General features: G+C 73.2%; 11 protein-coding genes. 5 read left to right on the forward strand and 6 right to left on the reverse strand.

Translation table 11 applies throughout. The annotated features are described in order from the left end of the window. Positions 1 to 21: 21 nt before the first annotated feature. Positions 22 to 822: a crotonase/enoyl-CoA hydratase family protein gene (locus ACFXGI_RS00275; protein ID WP_384700949.1), complete on the reverse strand. Its 801-nt coding sequence runs from the start codon at positions 820 to 822 to the stop codon at positions 22 to 24. Between the two features lie 187 nt (positions 823 to 1,009). On the opposite strand from ACFXGI_RS00275, the gene ACFXGI_RS00280 reads away from it, so the two are divergent. Continuing rightward, positions 1,010 to 2,653 carry an acyl-CoA synthetase gene (locus tag ACFXGI_RS00280; protein ID WP_384700952.1) on the forward strand — a complete coding sequence of 548 codons (1,644 nt, stop codon included), beginning with the start codon at positions 1,010 to 1,012 and terminating at the stop codon, positions 2,651 to 2,653. 107 nt (positions 2,654 to 2,760) lie between these two features. Here ACFXGI_RS00280 and ACFXGI_RS00285 read toward each other — a convergent pair whose 3' ends face one another. After that, positions 2,761 to 3,624 carry an alpha/beta fold hydrolase gene (locus ACFXGI_RS00285; RefSeq protein ID WP_384700955.1) on the reverse strand — a complete coding sequence of 288 codons (864 nt, stop codon included), beginning with the start codon at positions 3,622 to 3,624 and terminating at the stop codon, positions 2,761 to 2,763. Between the two features lie 130 nt (positions 3,625 to 3,754). On the opposite strand from ACFXGI_RS00285, the gene paaK reads away from it, so the two are divergent. Together paaK and ACFXGI_RS00295 are read left to right on the forward strand one after the other, a co-directional pair. Next, positions 3,755 to 5,056 carry a phenylacetate--CoA ligase PaaK gene (gene paaK, locus ACFXGI_RS00290; RefSeq protein WP_384700958.1) on the forward strand — a complete coding sequence of 434 codons (1,302 nt, stop codon included), beginning with the start codon at positions 3,755 to 3,757 and terminating at the stop codon, positions 5,054 to 5,056. A 101-nt stretch (positions 5,057 to 5,157) separates the two neighbouring features. Further along, positions 5,158 to 5,979 carry a YhjD/YihY/BrkB family envelope integrity protein gene (locus tag ACFXGI_RS00295; RefSeq protein ID WP_384700961.1) on the forward strand — a complete coding sequence of 274 codons (822 nt, stop codon included), beginning with the start codon at positions 5,158 to 5,160 and terminating at the stop codon, positions 5,977 to 5,979. Positions 5,980 to 6,061: 82 nt separating this feature from the next. On the opposite strand, the gene ACFXGI_RS00300 is transcribed toward ACFXGI_RS00295, so the two are convergent. Then, positions 6,062 to 7,585 (reverse strand): fatty acyl-CoA synthetase, encoded by a 1,524-nt coding sequence (locus ACFXGI_RS00300; RefSeq protein WP_384700964.1) that lies wholly within the window; start codon positions 7,583 to 7,585, stop codon positions 6,062 to 6,064. A gap of 167 nt (positions 7,586 to 7,752) precedes the next feature. Between ACFXGI_RS00300 and ACFXGI_RS00305 the strand changes: the two genes are divergently transcribed. After that, positions 7,753 to 10,203, forward strand: a complete 2,451-nt coding sequence (locus ACFXGI_RS00305; protein WP_384700968.1) for a penicillin acylase family protein — start codon at positions 7,753 to 7,755, stop codon at positions 10,201 to 10,203. Positions 10,204 to 10,251: 48 nt separating this feature from the next. On the opposite strand, the gene ACFXGI_RS00310 is transcribed toward ACFXGI_RS00305, so the two are convergent. The 3 genes from ACFXGI_RS00310 to ACFXGI_RS00320 all read right to left on the reverse strand — a co-directional run bounded on the left by ACFXGI_RS00310 (position 10,252) and on the right by ACFXGI_RS00320 (position 14,260). Further along, entirely contained in the window at positions 10,252 to 11,397 is a 1,146-nt protein-coding gene (locus tag ACFXGI_RS00310) for a calcium:proton antiporter (protein ID WP_384700971.1), read from the reverse strand. Positions 11,398 to 11,552: 155 nt separating this feature from the next. After that, complete coding sequence (locus ACFXGI_RS00315; RefSeq protein WP_384700974.1) at positions 11,553 to 13,139, reverse strand: acyl-CoA synthetase; 1,587 nt, start codon at positions 13,137 to 13,139, stop codon at positions 11,553 to 11,555. Positions 13,140 to 13,153: 14 nt separating this feature from the next. Then, complete coding sequence (locus ACFXGI_RS00320; RefSeq protein ID WP_384700978.1) at positions 13,154 to 14,260, reverse strand: nitronate monooxygenase; 1,107 nt, start codon at positions 14,258 to 14,260, stop codon at positions 13,154 to 13,156. A 351-nt stretch (positions 14,261 to 14,611) separates the two neighbouring features. Between ACFXGI_RS00320 and ACFXGI_RS00325 the strand changes: the two genes are divergently transcribed. Next, entirely contained in the window at positions 14,612 to 16,384 is a 1,773-nt protein-coding gene (locus tag ACFXGI_RS00325; RefSeq protein WP_384701802.1) for a serine hydrolase, read from the forward strand. The last annotated feature ends 18 nt before the right edge of the window (positions 16,385 to 16,402 follow it).

The raw sequence follows: 16,402 nt of genomic DNA on the forward strand, positions 1-16,402 counted from the left end.
TGTGCGCGGGCCCGGGTACGGCTACTCGCGCCGGTACACGGCGGGCCGCTTCTCGGCGAAGGCCCGCGCTCCCTCCTTGGCGTCCGCGGTGTCGAAGACCGGCCAGCCCCGCAGGAGTTCGGAGGCCAGGCCTTCGGTCTCCGTCAGCTCGGCGGTCTCGTAGACCGAGGCCTTCACGGCCTCGACGGCCAGCGGCCCGCACGCGTTGACCTGCTCGGCGATCTCCAGGGCCTTGGCCAGGGCGGTCCCCCCGGGGACGACCTGCCCGACCAGCCCGATCCGGGCCGCCTCCTCGGCCGAGTACGGCCGGCCGGTCAGCAGCATCTCCAGGGCGTGCGTGCGCGGGATCTGCCGGGGCAGCCGTACCGTCGAGCCGCCGATCGGGAACAGGCCCCGCCTGACCTCGAACAGCCCGAACGTGGCACCCTCGCCCGCGACCCGGATGTCCGTGCCCTGCAGGATCTCGGTGCCGCCGGCCACGCAGTACCCCTCGACCGCCGCGATCACGGGCTTGCGCGGCCGGTGGTGGCGGAGCATCGCCTTCCAGTGCAGGTCGGGGTCGGCCTTGAGGCGGTCCCGGTACCGGTCGCCCGCCATCCCCTTCCCGGCCAGCGCCTTGAGGTCCATCCCGGCGCAGAAGTCCCCGCCCGCGCCGGTGAGGACCACCGAGCGGATCGTGTCGTCGGCGTCCGCCTCCAGCCAGCCGTCGTACAGCCCCACCAGCAGCGGCAGCGAAAGCGCGTTCTTCGCCTCCGGCCGGTTCATGGTGAGCACCAGCGTGGCGCCGTGGCGCTCCACGGTCAGGTGTTCCGTCCCACCCATTGCCGTCCTCCCGTCTCAAGACCTAGAACAGGTTGCAGGAGGGCCGGGTGCAGTTCAATAGTTTTCTGACACCCAGTCAGTTTTCTTGGATCGCGCCCTTCCCACTTGCGCTGAGCGGCGCTCTAATGACCGCCGCGGGCAACAGCCATGGCCCGGCAACGGGAAACCTCGGGGGTGAGGAGGAACGGTGGAGTACAACCTTGCCGACCTGTTCGAGTCGGTCGTCGACGTGGTCCCGGACCGCGAGGCCCTTGTGTACGTGGACCACCCCGGCACCGGCGCCGAGCGCCGCCTCACGTACGCGGAGCTGGACACCGCGGCGAACCGCATCGCGCACCACCTGCTGGACAGCGGCTTGAGGGCCGGCGAGCACCTGGGGCTGCACCTCTACAACGGCATCGAGTACCTCCAGACCGTTCTGGCCTGCCTGAAGGCGCGCCTCGTACCGGTGAACGTCAACTACCGGTACGTGGAGGAGGAGCTGGTCTACCTCTACAACGACGCCGACCTCGCCGCGCTCGTCTTCGAGGGCGAGTTCACGGAGCGCGTGGCCGCCGCCCTCCCGCAGACGACGAAGCTGCGCCACCTGATCCGCGTCGGGGCCGCCCCCGAGGGCGCCCCGGAGCCCTCGATCGCGCCGGTCGCGTACGCGGACGCCGAGGCGGCCGGCTCGCCCGCGCGCGGCTTCCCGCCCCGCTCCCCCGACGACCTGTTCATCATCTACACGGGCGGCACCACCGGCATGCCCAAGGGCGTCATGTGGCGCGCGGAGGACCTGTTCTTCGCGGGGCTCTTCGGCGGCGAACCCTCGGGCGAGCCGGTGAAGCGGCCCGAGGAGCTCGCCGAACGGGTCGCGGCGAAGAGCGCCGGGCTGACCTTCTTCCCCGCGCCCCCGCTGATGCACGGCACCTCGACGCTGACCTCGTTCATCGCCTTCAACTACGGCCAGCGGGTGGTCATCCACCGCAAGTACGCGCCGGAGGAGGTGCTGCGCACGATCGAGAAGGAGAAGGTGTCGAGCGTCTCGCTGGTGGGCGACGCCATGCTCCGGCCGCTCATCGACGCCCTGAAGGGCCCGCTCCGGGGGACCGACCTGTCCTCGCTGTTCAGCGTCTCCTCGTCCGGGGCGATCATGTCGGAGACGGTGCGGGCCGAGTTCCGGCGCCTCGTGCCGAACGTGATGCTGCTGAACAACTTCGGCTCCTCGGAGTCCGGGTCGAATGGCCGGGCGGCCGATGACTCCGGCCCCGAGAAGGGCTTCCGCCTCGTGGTCAACGACCGTACGCAGGTGGTCGACCCGGTGACGCACGAGCCGGTGCCGGTGGGCGTGCCGGGGCGGCTCGCCCAGCGCGGCCACGTCCCGCTCGGCTACTACAACGACGCGGCGAAGACCGCCGAGACCTTCTTCCGGAAGGGGTCCGAGCGGTGGGTGCTGCTCGGCGACATGGCGACGGTGGACGAGGAGGGCATCGTCACGGTCCTCGGGCGCGGCTCGCAGTGCATCAACACGGGCGGCGAGAAGGTCTACCCGGAGGAGGTCGAGCAGGCGCTGAAGTCCCATCCGGACGTGTACGACGCCCTGGTCGCCGGGGTGCCGGACGCCAAATGGGGCAGTCGCGTGGCGGCGGTGGTGCAGCTGCGGGCGGGCGCGCCCGAGCCGACCCTGGACGAGATACAGCGGCACTGCCGGACCAGGCTGGCGGGGTACAAGATCCCGCGCCGGCTGGTGGTGACGCCGGCCATCCAGCGCTCGCCGAGCGGCAAGGCGGACTACCGCTGGGCGAAGTCGGTGGCGACGGAGGCAGACGCGGACGCGGACACGGCGCACTGACCGCGCGCCATCGCGACGGACGGTGGGCGGGCTCCTCGCGGATCCCGCCCACCGCCGCGTGGTCCGGGCGGTCGGCCCGGCCGGAGCGGAGCGGCCTCGGCCGCCGGTCAGGCTCCGGTGGCCAGGAAGCGCTCCACGCGCGCCGCGAACCACCGGGGGTCGTCCAGCCACGGGAAGTGCGCGCCGCCCGGCTGGACGTCTGCCACGCCCTGCGGGAAGAGCCCCGCGAGTTCGGCGGCGAGGCCGGCCGTGGGGTTGCTGTCCAGTTCCCCGGCCAGCACCAGCACCTCGCCGGCCACGCGCAGCAGGGCGGCCCGGGTGGCGGGCGGGTCGAAGGCGCCGGGGCCCGCGAAGGCGGCGCTCGCCGCCGCGTTCTTCTCGCGGTCGCTCGCGTCGATGTGGGCGCGCACCTCCTCGTCCCAGCGCCCGTAGGCGAGGGGCATCGTCTCGCGCCAGTGCGCCGGGGTGGGGGCGCCGCCGGCCGCCAGGATGCCGAGGATCCGCTCGTACGCGGCGACGGCCGTGTCGCACGGCTCGCCGCCCGCCCGCTTCCGGACCACCTCCAGGCGCTGCTCCGGGGTCGAGTCGAGGCCCACGGCCCAGCAGGTCGGGGTGATCAGGGCCAGGCGGCGCAGCCGGTCGGGGTGCGCGGCCGCGTACAGCTGGGCGAGGTTGCCGCCGGCGGAGTGGGCCAGTACGTCCATGCGCTCCAGGCCGAGGTGGATCCGGAGCGCCTCCACGTCGGCGACCTGGTGGTCGACCCGGTACGTGGACGCGTCGGCCGGGACGGCCGAGTCGCCCGTGCCCCGCAGGTCGAGGAGGACCAGCCGGCGGCCGGCGGCCAGCCCGCCGAGGTCGCCCAGGTAGGCGGAGGCCCGCATCGCACCGCCGGGGAGGCAGACGAGCGGCTCACCCTCGCCGCGGACGTGGTAGGCGAGTTCGGTTCCGTCGTGACTGGTGAAGATCGGCATGGGCCCATCCCATCATGCGATCACTCGTTCGAGTCATTGATTTAGCCGCCGGGCTGGGGCAATCTACCGAATGATCGGTCGGTTAACTCGAATCAAGGCTCCGGTACACGGTTCAAGATGAGGTGACGGCATGACGGCGCATGCGGATGTCCACGACGACGGCGAGCGGCTCAGCGGTGACGAGCTGGCCGCGCTCCAGCTGCGGCGGCTGCGCGCCACCTTGAGCCACGCCTACGAGCGGGTGCCGCACTACCGGCAGGCCTTCGACAAGGCCGGGGTACACCCCGACGACTGCCGCTCCCTCGCCGATCTCGCCCTCTTCCCCTTCACCACCAAGGCCGACCTGCGCGACCAGTACCCCTTCGGCATGTTCGCCGTGCCGCGTTCCGAGGTCCGCCGCATCCACGCCTCCAGCGGCACCACCGGCCGCCCCACCGTCGTCGGGTACACCGACGGGGACCTCTCCACCTGGGCGGACGTGGTGGCCCGGTCGATCCGGGCGGCGGGCGGCAGACCGGGCCAGATGGTGCACGTCGCGTACGGGTACGGCCTGTTCACCGGAGGCCTCGGCGCGCACTACGGCGCGGAGCGGCTCGGCTGCACGGTCGTCCCCGCGTCCGGCGGGATGACCGACCGGCAGGTCCGGCTGATCCAGGACTTCCGGCCGGAGGTCATCATGGTGACGCCCTCGTACATGCTCACGCTGCTGGACGAGATGGAGCGCCAGGGGATCGACCCGCGCGGCACCTCGCTGCGTACCGGGATATTCGGCGCGGAGCCGTGGACCGAGGAGATGCGCCGGGAGATCGAGCAGCGGCTCGACATCGAGGCGGTGGACATCTACGGCCTGTCCGAGGTGATGGGCCCGGGCGTGGCCCAGGAATGCGTCGAGACCAAGGACGGCCTGCACATCTGGGAGGACCACTTCTATCCGGAGGTCGTGGACCCGTTCACCGGCGAGGTGCTGCCGGAGGGCGCGTCAGGGGAGCTGGTGTTCACCTCGCTGACCAAGGAGGCCATGCCGATCATCCGGTACCGGACCCGGGACCTGACCCGGCTGCTGCCCGGTACGGCCCGGCCGGCGTTCCGGCGGATGGAGAAGGTGACCGGCCGCAGCGACGACATGATCATCCTGCGCGGGGTCAACCTCTACCCGACGCAGATCGAGGAGATCCTGCTCCGCACGCCCGGTCTGGCCCCGCACTTCCAGCTGCGGCTGACCCGGGAGGGCCGGATGGACTCCCTGACCGTGCGGGTGGAGGCGCGCCGCGAGGCGGATTCCGCCCAGCGGGAGTCCGCGGCCGCCGCCGTGGTCCGCGCGGTCAAGGACGGCATCGGGGTCTCCGTGGCGGTCGAGGTGGTCGATCCGGAGACGCTGGAGCGGTCGGTGGGCAAGATCAAGCGGCTGATGGACCTGCGCGAGCCGCGATAGCCGACCGGGAGGCCGTGGGCGGCGCCGTGAAACCACCCCTTCGGGCCTACTTCGGGGGAGCCTCCGAGAGCCGACGGGTCCGTCCGGGTAGTCCATGAGGCGTGACCTCGATCTTCCGCCAGCTCCACGACCGGCTCCAGGGCTCCCCGGCCGGGCTGGCGTGGAGCCGGGGGCGGGAGATGGAGCTCATGCACCGGGCCATGGGCTTCGCCGCCCTCGGCTTCCTGACCCTGGTGCCGCTGCTGGTCGTCGTCGCGGCCGCCGCCCCCGGCAGCGGCTCCGGCTTCGGGCGCTGGCTCGGCCAGGCCCTCGGGGTCACCGAGTCCTCGCGGGCCCGGGTCGAGATGCTGTTCGGCGCGGCCGACCTGGCGCTCGAGCGGACCACCGCGTTCGGACTCGCGGCCCTCGCCGTCTTCGGCCTGACGTTCGGCTCGGCCGTGCAGACCGGCTACGAGAAGGTCTGGGACCTGCCCACCGCCCGCTGGCACACCATGTGGCGGCACGTCGTCTGGCTGGCCCTGCTGGTCTGCTACCTCGCGCTGCTCGTCGAGATCCCCGCACCGTCGAACGACGCCGTCGGCACGATCCTCGGCACCACCGGCGACCTGGTCGGCACCACCCTCTTCTTCTGGGGCTCCCAGCGGCTGCTGCTCGGCGGCCGGGTCCGCTGGCGGGCCCTGCTGCCTGGGGCGGTGGCGACCAGCCTCGGCCTGCTCGGCCTGCGAGTCTTCTCCCAGCTGGTGTTCTCCCCGCTGATCGCCTCCAACGCCGTGACGTACGGCCCCTTCGGCACGCTGCTGGTCGTGCAGTCCTGGCTGGTCGGTGTCGGCTTCGTGGTCTACGGCGGCGCCCTGGTCGGGCGCCTGGTCCACGAACACCTCACCGCCCGCCGCCTGCGGGACACCGGCCTGCCGGCGGAGTGAGGCCCCGGCCGGCCGGCCGGGCGGTCCTGCCGGTCCTGCCCGTCCTGCCGGTTTCACGGGGCCTACCGGCTTTTTGCCGGGCCTACCGGTCCTCGCGGTCCGCCTGCCCGAAGCGGTCCCGGAGCTCCCGCTTGAGGATCTTGCCGCTGGCGTTGCGCGGGAGGGCGTCCACGAACAGCACCCGCTTCGGGGCCTTGAAATGGGCCAGCCTCTCGCGCGCGTAGACCAGCAGCTCCGCCTCCGTCACCTCCCCGCGCGGCACCACGACCGCCGTGACCGCCTCGATCCACCGCTCGTCGGGCAGGCCCACCACCGCCGCCTCGGCCACCCCCGGGTGGGTGTACAGCGCGTCCTCGACCTGCCGGGAGGCCACCAGCACTCCGCCCGAGTTGATGACGTCCTTCACCCGGTCGACGACCGTGAAGTACCCCTCCGTGTCCCGCACCGCGAGGTCCCCGGAGCGGAACCAGCCGTCCCGGAAGGCCTTCTTCGTCGCCTCGGGGTCGTTCCAGTACCCCAGGCAGAGCTGGGGCGAGCGGTACACCACCTCGCCCGCCGTGCCGTCCGGCACCTGCGCGCCGTCCTCGTCGACGACCTTCGCCTCGACGTGGCGGACCGGCCGCCCGCAGGAGTCCATCCGCCCCTCGTGCTCGTCCGGTCCCAGGACCGTGGCCAGCGGGCCGATCTCGCTCTGCCCGAAACAGTTGTAGAAGCCGAGCCCGGGCAGCCGGGCCCGCAGCCGCTCCAGCACGGGCACCGGCATGATCGAGGCCCCGTAGTACGCCTTGCGCAGCGCGCCCAGCTCGCGCCGGCCGAAGTCCGGGTGGTTCGCGAGCCCGATCCACACCGTGGGCGGCGCGAACAGGCTGTCCGCCAGGCCCGCCTCCACCAGGGCGAAGACCTCCTCGGCGACCGGTGCGTCCAGGATCGTGTTCCGCGCGCCCACGGCCAGGTAGGGCAGCAGGAAGACGTGCATCTGCGCCGAGTGGTAGAGCGGCAGCGAGTGCACCGGCCGGTCCGCCTCGGCAAGGTCCAGCGCCTCGATCGCACTCTCGTACTCGTGGACCAGTGCCTTGTGCGTCATCATCGCGCCCTTGGGCAGCGCGGTGGTCCCCGAGGTGTAGAGCAGCTGCACCACTGCGTACGGGTCGCGGTCCGGTACGAACGGCAGCGGATCGGCGAGCTCCGCCAGGAAGGAGCCGGGCGCGTCGCGCAGCGGCCGTACGGCATGCCCCTCGGGGATCCGCGCGGCCAGGTCCGGGTCGGCCAGGACCAGCGCGCTCGTGCAGTCGCCGAGGATGTACGCGAGGTCCTCGCCGGTGAGGTTCTGGTTCACCGGGACGTGCGTCAGCCCGGCGCGGGCGCAGGCGAGGAAGGCGATCAGATAGGCGTCGGAGTTGTGGGCGAAGGTCGCGACCCGGTCGCCGTCGGCCAGCCCGTACCGCTCCCGCAGGACGGCCGCGCCGGTGGAGACGGCGGCGTCGAGCTCCGCGTACGTCCACGTCCGTTCGCGGTAGCGGACGGCCTGCCGGTCCGGGACCCGCAGCGCGCTGTCGCGCACCAGCCCGTCGACCGTGTTCTGCCGTACCGCCCGCGCTGCCGTCATGGCGTGATCCTCGTCTCCGCGTACACCCAAGGTCAATAACCCCGACAACCGGGATACCAAACGGGATGTTGACAGATCGTCAAGCGGCCTGCATGAGTGTGGGGGCACACAAGCACCGCCTGTACCACGGGCAACTCAGCCCATCCGCAGGCTACTTGGGAGGCACGTTGCACTCGTTCGACCGACACGGACGCACCCGTCCGCTCCTCCGGCGCGCCGCGCTCCTCGGCGCCGCCCTGCTCGCGGTCACCGCGGCGGCCCCGCAGGCCTCGGCCGCGACCTCCGGCGCCGATCACGGGCCCTCCGGCGGCGGCCTGTCGGCCGTCATCCGGTACACCGAGAACGGCATCCCGCACATCCTGGCCCAGGACTACGCGCACCTCGGCTTCGGCACCGGCTGGGCCCAGGCCGCCGACCAGGCCTGTGTGCTCGCCGACGGGTTCGTGACCGTGGCCGGCGAGCGCTCGCGCTGGTTCGGGGCCGACGCGGCGACCGACGGCTCGCTCTCCTCCGCGAGCAGGAACCTCACCAGCGACCTGTACTTCAAGGGGGTCCGGGAGGCCGGCACCGTCGAGAAGCTGCTCGCCGCGCCCGCCCCGGCCGGTCCCACCCGGGACCTCAAGGAGCTGATGCGCGGCTGGGCCGCCGGGTACAACGCCTGGCTGGCCCAGAACAAGATCACCGACCCGGCCTGCAAGGGCGCCGCCTGGGTGCGCCCGGTCAGCGCCGTCGACGTGGCCGCCCGCGCCTTCGCCGTCTCGGTGATCGGGGGCCAGGGGCGCGCCGTCGACGACATCGCCGCGGCGCAGCCGCCGGGCAGGGCGGCCTCCCCCACCGGCGGCCCGGCCACCGACCCGGCCACCGCCGCCGAGGCGGCGCGGGCCTTCTTCGACACGGGGCGCTACGACATGGGCTCCAACGCGGTGGCCTTCAGCGGCTCCACCACCGCGAACGGCCACGGCCTCCTGCTCGGGAACCCGCACTACCCCTGGCAGGGCGGCCGCAGGTTCTGGCAGTCGCAGCAGACCATACCCGGCGAGCTGAACGTCTCCGGCGGCTCCCTGCTCGGCACCCCCGTGGTGAACATCGGCTTCAACGAGAAGGTGGCCTGGAGCCACACCGTGGCCACCGGCACCCCCGTCAACCTGCACCAGCTCACGCTGGACCCGGCCGACCCGACCGCCTACCTGGTCGACGGCAAGCCGGAGAAGATGACGCAGCGCCAGGTCGGCGTCCAGGTGGCGGGCGGCGGCTCCCCCGTCACCCGGACCCAGTGGTGGACCCGGTACGGGCCCGTGGTCACCGGCCTCGGCCCGGGCCTGCCGCTGCCCTGGACGGCCGGCACGGCGTACGCGCTGAACGACCCGAACGCGGCCAACCTGCGGGGGTCCGACACCGCCCTCGCCATCGGCAAGGCCCGCTCCGTCGCCGGGATCCAGGACGCGCTGAAGCGGACGCAGGGCCTGCCCTGGGTCAACACGATCGCCGCGGACTCGGCCGGCGGGACCCTGTTCACCCAGTCCCAGGTGCTCCCCCGGATCACCGACGAGCTCGCCGCCCGCTGCTCCACCCCGCTCGGCAGGGCCACGTACCCGGCGTCCGGGCTCGCGGTGCTCGACGGTGCGCGCGGCGACTGCGCGCTCGGCTCGGACCCGGACGCGGTGCAGCCCGGGGTGTTCGGCCCGGCGAAGGCGCCGACGCTGCGCGACGCCCCGTACGCCGAGAACTCCAACGACAGCGCCTGGCTGGCCAATGCCGAGACGCCGGTGACCGGCTACGAGCGGATCTGGGGGAGCCTCGGCACCACGCGTTCGCTGCGCACCCGGGGCGCGGTGGAGGACGTCTCCGCGATGGCCGCCAAGGGCGGGCTGACCGTGGCGGACCTGCAGAAGCAGCAGTTCGCGAACCGGGTGCCGGCCGGTGACCTGGCGGCGGCCGACGCGGCGAAGGCCTGCGCCGCCCTGCCCGGCGGCGCGGCGACCGCGAGCGACGGCCGGCCGGTGGACGTCTCGGGGGCCTGCGCGGTGCTGGCGGGCTGGGACCGTACGGCTGACACCGGCAGCCGCGGCGCGCTGCTCTTCGACCGGTTCTGGCGCAAGCTGACCGCGAGCACGCCGGCCAAGGACCTGTGGCTGGTGCCGTTCTCGGCGGCCGACCCCGTACGCACGCCCCGTACGCTCAACCGGGCGGCGCCCGGGCTCGGTCGGGCCCTCGCGGACACCGTCGCGGAGCTCGGGGCGGCCGGCATCGCGCCGGACGCGCCGCTCGGCGAGCACCAGTTCGTGGTGCGCGGCGGGCAGAAGCTGCCGGTGCCGGGCGGCACCGAGGCCCTCGGCGTGTGGAACAAGATCGAGGCGCCGTGGAACGCGGCGGCCGGCGGCTACCCGGAGGTCGTGCACGGCTCCAGCCACATCCAGGCGGTCGGCTGGGACGGCGGCCGCTGCCCGGTGGCGCGCACGCTGCTCACGTACGGCCAGTCGTCGAACCCGAACTCGCCGCACTACGCGGACCAGACCCGGCTGTTCTCGCAGGAGCGGTGGGTGACCTCGCGGTTCTGCGAGCGGGACATCCTCACCTCGCCGCAGCTGAAGGTGGTCTGGCCGCGCGAGCGGCGCTGATCCCCGTCAGCCCCTGCGGGGCCGGATCGTTCCGGCCCCGCAGGGGGCTCAGGGGCTGACGGCGAGGAAGAGGTACGCGGCCAGCAGTACGAGGTGCACGCCGCCTTGCAGCAGGGTGGCCCGGCCGGGCGCGATGGTGAGGGCGCTGACCACCACGGTCAGGGCGAGCAGCACCATGTGGATCGGCCCGAGGCCGAGCAGCAGCGGTCCGGACAGCCAGATGGTGGCGAGGGCGATGGCCGGGATGGTCAGTCCGATGCTGGCGATGGCGGAGCCGTAGGCCAGGTTGAGGCTGGTCTGGACGCGGTCGCGGCGGGCGGCGCGGACGGCGGCGAGGGTCTCGGGGGCCAGTACCAGCAGGGCGATGATCACACCGACGACGGCGTTGGGCAGGCCCGCTTTGGCGACGCCCGCCTCGATGGTGGGCGAGACGGCCTTGGCGTCGCCGACCACCGCGATGAGTGCGACGAGCAGCAGGCCGAGGCTGACCAGGGCGGCGCGGGAGGTGGGCGGCGCGGCGTGTTCCCCGTCGCCGTCCCCGTCCGCCGCGCCGCCGTCGGGGGCCCCGGCCGCCTTCTCCGTACCGGCCTCGGTGGCCACCGGCAGGAAGTAGTCGCGGTGACGGACCGTCTGGACGGCGATGAACAGCCCGTACAGGGCGAGCGAGGCGACGGCGGCGAAGGTCAGCTGGGCGGTGGAGAACTCCGGGCCCGGCTTGCTGGTGGTGAACGTCGGCAGGACCAGGCTGAGGGTGGCCAGGGTGGCCACGGTGGCCAGGGCCGCGCCCGAGCCCTCGGCGTTGAAGACGGCGACCCGGTTGCGCAGGGCTCCGACGAGCAGCGACAGGCCGACGATGCCGTTGCAGGTGATCATGACGGCTGCGAAGACGGTGTCCCGGGCGAGGGAGGCGGTCTTGTCGCCGCCATCGGCCATCAGGGTGACGATGAGGGCCACTTCGATGACGGTGACGGCGACGGCCAGGACCAGCGAGCCGAACGGTTCGCCCACCCGGTGGGCGACGACCTCGGCGTGGTGCACGGCCGCCAGCACCGCGCCCCCGAGGCAGAGGGCGACCAGGGCCACGGCGAATCCGGGCAGATCGCGTCCCCAGCTGAAGACGAGCGCGAGGAGCGCCACCACGGGGACCACGACGGTCCAGTCGGTCAGGGGCAATCTGCGGGTAGCCGTACTCATATCAGCCAACTTGCCAGAAGTGTCCCCCGAGTGCGGCGCAAGGAACACATCCGAGGCTCTGACGTGGCACTTCTCACGAAATCTCGGGCGTGGCGGACCGGGGCCGGGAGCTCGGGTCGCGGGACTCGGGTCCTGGTCCGCCACACTCACGGCGCTCACATCGCGCGCTCGCGGCCCTCCCAGTACGGATCGCGCAGCCGCCGCTTGTACAGCTTGCCGTTCGGGTCGCGCGGCATCGTCTCGATGAAGTCGACCGACTTCGGCCGCTTGAAGCCGGCGAGCTGCCGCTCGCAGTGGTGCAGGATCTCCGCGGCCAGTGCGTCCCCGGCGACGAAGCCCTCGGCCGGTTCGACGACCGCCTTGACCTCCTCGCCCCAGTCGGCGTGCGGGATCCCGAAGGCGGCGGCGTCCGCGACCGCCGGGTGGGTGAGCAGGGCCGACTCGATCTCGGCCGGGTAGATGTTGACCCCGCCTGAGATGATCATGTCGATCTTGCGGTCGCGCAGGAAGAGGTACCCGTCCTCGTCGATCAGCCCGAGGTCGCCCACCGTGAAGAAGTCGCCGATGCGGTTCTTCTTCGTCTTGCCCTCGTCCTTGTGGTAGCTGAAGCCGCCGGTGTTCATCTTCAGGTAGACGGTGCCGAGTTCGCCGGGGGGCAGCCGGTTGCCGTCGTCGTCGAAGACGGCGAGCTCGCTGATCGGCCAGGCCTTGCCGACCGTTCCCGGCTTCTTCAGCCAGTCCTCGGCGGTGGCGAAGGCGCCGCCGCCCTCGCTGGCCGCGTAGTACTCCTCCACGCAGGTGCCCCACCAGTCGATCATCGCCCGCTTGACGTGGTCCGGGCAGGGCGCGGCCCCGTGGATCGCGTGCCGCATCGAGGAGACGTCGTACGCGTCCTTCGTCTCCTGCGGCAGCGCGAGGAGCCGGTGGAACTGCGTCGGGACCATGTGGGTGTGCGTGCAGGAGTGGCCGTCGATGAGCCGCAGCATCTCCTGCGGGGTCCAGCGGTCCATCAGGACCAGCGGGTGCCCGATGTGCAGGGCGGCGCCCGCGAACTGGAGTACGGCGGTGTGGTAGAGCGGCGAGCAGACCAGGTGGACGTTGCCGTCGAACGGGCGGATGCCGAAGATGGCGAGGAAGCCGCCGAGGTGCGTCTCCTCCGGGAGCTTGCCGGGCAGCGGGCGGCGGATGCCGCGCGGGCGACCGGTGGTGCCGGAGGTGTAGTTCATGACCCAGCCGAGGGTACGCCCCTCGGGCGGGGTCTCCGGCTGCCCGCCGAGGAGCCGGTCGTACGGGTGGAAGCCCGCGACCGCTCCGACGGCGTAGCGGTGGCTCGCGGGCAGGCCCGCCTCGTCGGCCGCGGCGGTGGCGGCCTCGGCGAAACGCTCGTGGGCGATGAGGACCTTGGCGCCGGAGTCGGAGACGATCCAGGCGATCTCGGGGCCGACGAGGTGGTGGTTGACCGGGACCAGGTAGAAGCCGGCCTGGGAGGCGGCGAGGTAGGCGGTGAGGAACTCGACGCCGTTGGGCAGGACGACGGCGAAGACGTCGCCCTGCTCCAGTCCGGCGGCGCGCAGTCCGTGGACGAGGCGGTTGACGTCGGCGTGCAGCCGGCCGGCGCTCCACTCCTCCCCCTCGGGCGTGATCAGTACGGTGCGCCCGGGGTGGGCGGCCGCCTGGGCCCAGAAACCTCCCCCAGACTGCGTCCGGGGGGACTCCCAGGGCTGCTCACTCGTGCCACTCATGATGATCACACCTCTCAGGCCCGGCCGGCGATGCGGTTGATGCGGTCGATGGCGCGCTCGAAGCCGCCGGTGAGGTCGTCGAAGACGGCCTGGACGCTGCGTTCGGAGTTCATCCGGCCGACGATCTGACCGACCGGGGTGCCGAGCAGCGGCTGGACCTCGTACTTCTGGATGCGGGAGACGGCCTCGGCGACGAGCAGGCCCTGGAGCGGCATCGGGAGCGCGCCGGGGCCTGCCGGGTCGTCCCAGGCGTCGGTCCACTCGGTGCGGAGCTGGCGGGCCGGCTTGCCGGTGAGGGCGCGGGAGCGGACGGTGTCCCCGGAGCCGGCTGCGAGCAGCTTCCCGGTCAGGGCGCGGGAGTGCAGGTCGGCCTCGGTGGTGGTGAGCCAGAGGGAGCCGAGCCAGGCGCCCTGGGCGCCGAGGGCGAGGCCGGCGGCGATCTGCTCGCCGCTGCCGATGCCGCCCGCGGCGAGGACGGGGAGCGGGGCGACGGCCTCGGCGACCTCGGGGACGAGGACCATCGTGGCGATGTCGCCGGTGTGCCCGCCTGCCTCGTAGCCCTGGGCGACGACGATGTCGATGCCGGCCTCGGCGTGGCGGCGGGCGTGCTTGGCGCTGCCGGCGAGGGCGGCGACGAGGACGCCGTGGTCGTGGGCGCGCGCGATGACGTCGGCGGGCGGGGAACCGAGGGCGTTCGCCAGGAGTTTGATGGGGTAGTCGAAGGCGACGTCGAGCTGGTTGCGGGCGACCTGCTCCATCCATCCCGTGATCCGCCAGCCGGAGGCCTCGCCCTCCGCCAGCTCGGGGACGTGGTGCCTGGCGAGGGTGTCGCGGACGAAGGCGCGGTGCGCGGCCGGGATCATCGCCTCGATGTCGGCCTCGCTGACGCCGTCGACGGCCTTCTTGGCCGGCATGACGACGTCGAGGCCGTACGGCTTGCCGTCGGTGTGCTCCTGCATCCAGTCGAGGTCGCGTTTGAGGTCGTCGGGGGCGGTGTAGCGGACGGCGCCGAGGACACCGAAGCCGCCGGCGCGGGTGATGGCCGCGGCGACCGCCGGAAAGGGCGTGAAGCCGAAGATGGCGTGCTCGACTCCCAGTTTCCTGCTCAGCTCCGTCTCCATGGGCGGCAGCATGCCGCAGCCCGGCGGCCGAGGGAAGAGATTTCTGATGACTCGTCAGATTCTTTACGGGCCGGTCGGTGCGAGGCCCGCCGCGCCGGCGGGCAGATACTTCCGGAGGGCGGTTCGGCGAACAGGAGGCCGGTGGTGGAGGAGCACACGGGGGACGGGAAAACACGCCGCGGAAGCCGGGCCCGGTCGGCGGACCCGGCCGCGGCGGGCACGGCGCCACTCGGCGGGGCCGCGGCGGGAAGGCCCGGGGAGGCCGGGGCTGCCGGGCCGGGCGGAGCCGGGGCGCCGGGGGCCGGGGCTGCCGGAGCCCGGGCTGCCGAAGCGGGGGCGCCGAGGGCCGGGCTGAGCCGACGTCGGCTCGGCGGGCGGCTGTTGGCGCTGGGCGGGGTACTGCTCCTGCATGCCGCGCTCCCCGGGGCCGCCGGGGCCGCGGGCAATCCGGCCGAGCGGCGGGCCCTGCAGGGGCTGCGCCTGCGGTACGGGTCGCCGCGGCAGGCGGGGCTGGTCGAGAGGCATCTGGAGGCGGCGGCCGACGAGGCCCGGCGGTTCCTCGGCCCCTCCCCCGAGCACCCTTACTACGCCGGGGCCGTGCTGCTCGCCGGCCGGGGCCGCACGATCGCCCTGCACCGCGCGATGGGCGAGGCCGTGCGGTACGCGGACTACGACGGGCGCACCGACCGGGTCCGGGAGTTCCCGGCGGCGCAGCGCATCCCGATGGCCGAGGACACCGTCTTCGACCTGGCGTCGCTGACCAAGCTGTTCACCTCGCTCCTGGCCGTGCAGCAGATGGAGCGCGGCCGGTTGGAGCTGGAGGCTCCGGTGGACCGGTACCTGCCCGAGTTCACCGGCGGCGGCAAAGAGCTGATCACGGTACGCCAGTTGCTCACGCACACCTCGGGGCTGCGCTCGTGGGCTCCCTTCTACCAGCAGCCCACCCGGGAGGGGCAGCTGAGGATGCTGTGGGGCGTGCGCCCGCAGGACACCCCCGGAACGGTGTACCGGTACTCGGACCTCAACCTCATCGCGCTCCAGCTGCTCCTGGAACGGATCACCGGTCACACTCTGGATCTCCTGCTCCACGACGAGATCACCGCTCCGCTCGGGATGCACCGCACTCGTTACAGCCCACCGCTCTCCTGGCGCCGCGTCACCGCCGCCACCGAGATCCAGCGGCCCCCCTGGTCCGGCCTGGACCGCGGGCTGGTCTGGGGCGAGGTCCACGACGAGAACGCGTACGCCCTCGGTGGCGTCGCCGGCCACGCAGGCGTCTTCGGCACCGCCTTCGACCTGGCCGTCCTCGCCCGCACCCTCCTCGACGGCGGTGTCTACGCCGGCAGGCGCATCCTGCGCCCCGCCTCCGTCGAGCTGCTCTTCACCGACTTCAACACCGCCTTCCCCGGCGACGACCACGGCCTCGGCTTCGAGCTCTACCAGCACTGGTACATGGGCGCCATGGCCACCCCGCACTCCGCCGGCCACACCGGCTTCACCGGCACCTCCCTGGTGCTGGACCCCTCCACCGACTCCTTCCTCATCCTGCTCGGCAACTCCGTTCACCCCGTGCGCACCTGGCGGGCCGGCAGCGCACCGCGCGTCGCCGTCGGCAACCGCTTCGCCCGCGCCGTCCCGGTCCGTACGAAGCACGGCGGCGCGGCCTGGTACTCCGGCATGGAGACCGGCGGCTCCGGCACCCTCACCCTGCCGCCGCTGACCCCGGCCACGGCCGCGGCCCGGCTGCGCTGCGCCGTGTGGTGGGACACCGTGCCCGGCGAGGGCGCCTTCCACCTGGAGGCCTCGGCCGACGGGCAGACCTGGGAGCCGCTGGCGTTCAGCACGCTGCGATCGACGGGCGGCGCCCCCGAGCAGTGGCCGCGGGGCAGCGCCGGCGGCTGGTCCGGCCGCATCTGGCACCGCCTGGAGGCCCCGCTCACCGCCTGGGCGGGCCGCCCGGTCCACCTGCGCTTCCGCCACACCGCGACCGGCCGCTACGTCGGCCGCGGGGTGTACGTGGACGTCGTACGGGTGACGGAACCGGCCCGGCTCCTCTTCGCGGAGGACCGCCCGGCCGACGCGTCCCGCATCCGGGCCACCGGCTGGACCCGCGCGACGGACTGAGGCACCGGGGGTACGGCG

It is taken from the genome of Streptomyces sp. NPDC059355, assembly GCF_042752335.1.
In the GTDB taxonomy this organism is placed as follows: Bacteria; Actinomycetota; Actinomycetes; order Streptomycetales; family Streptomycetaceae; genus Streptomyces.

Bases quoted from the DNA above. Each gene is read 5' to 3' on its own strand.
- ACFXGI_RS00275 (WP_384700949.1), bottom strand. From the start codon at position 822: ATGGGTGGGACGGAACACCTGACCGTGGAGCGCCACGGCGCCACGCTG.
- paaK (WP_384700958.1), top strand. From the start codon at position 3,755: ATGACGGCGCATGCGGATGTCCACGACGACGGCGAGCGGCTCAGCGGT.
- ACFXGI_RS00300 (WP_384700964.1), bottom strand. From the start codon at position 7,585: ATGACGGCAGCGCGGGCGGTACGGCAGAACACGGTCGACGGGCTGGTG.
- ACFXGI_RS00310 (WP_384700971.1), bottom strand. From the start codon at position 11,397: ATGAGTACGGCTACCCGCAGATTGCCCCTGACCGACTGGACCGTCGTG.
- ACFXGI_RS00315 (WP_384700974.1), bottom strand. From the start codon at position 13,139: ATGAGTGGCACGAGTGAGCAGCCCTGGGAGTCCCCCCGGACGCAGTCT.
- ACFXGI_RS00285 (WP_384700955.1), bottom strand. From the start codon at position 3,624: ATGCCGATCTTCACCAGTCACGACGGAACCGAACTCGCCTACCACGTC.
- ACFXGI_RS00320 (WP_384700978.1), bottom strand. From the start codon at position 14,260: ATGGAGACGGAGCTGAGCAGGAAACTGGGAGTCGAGCACGCCATCTTC.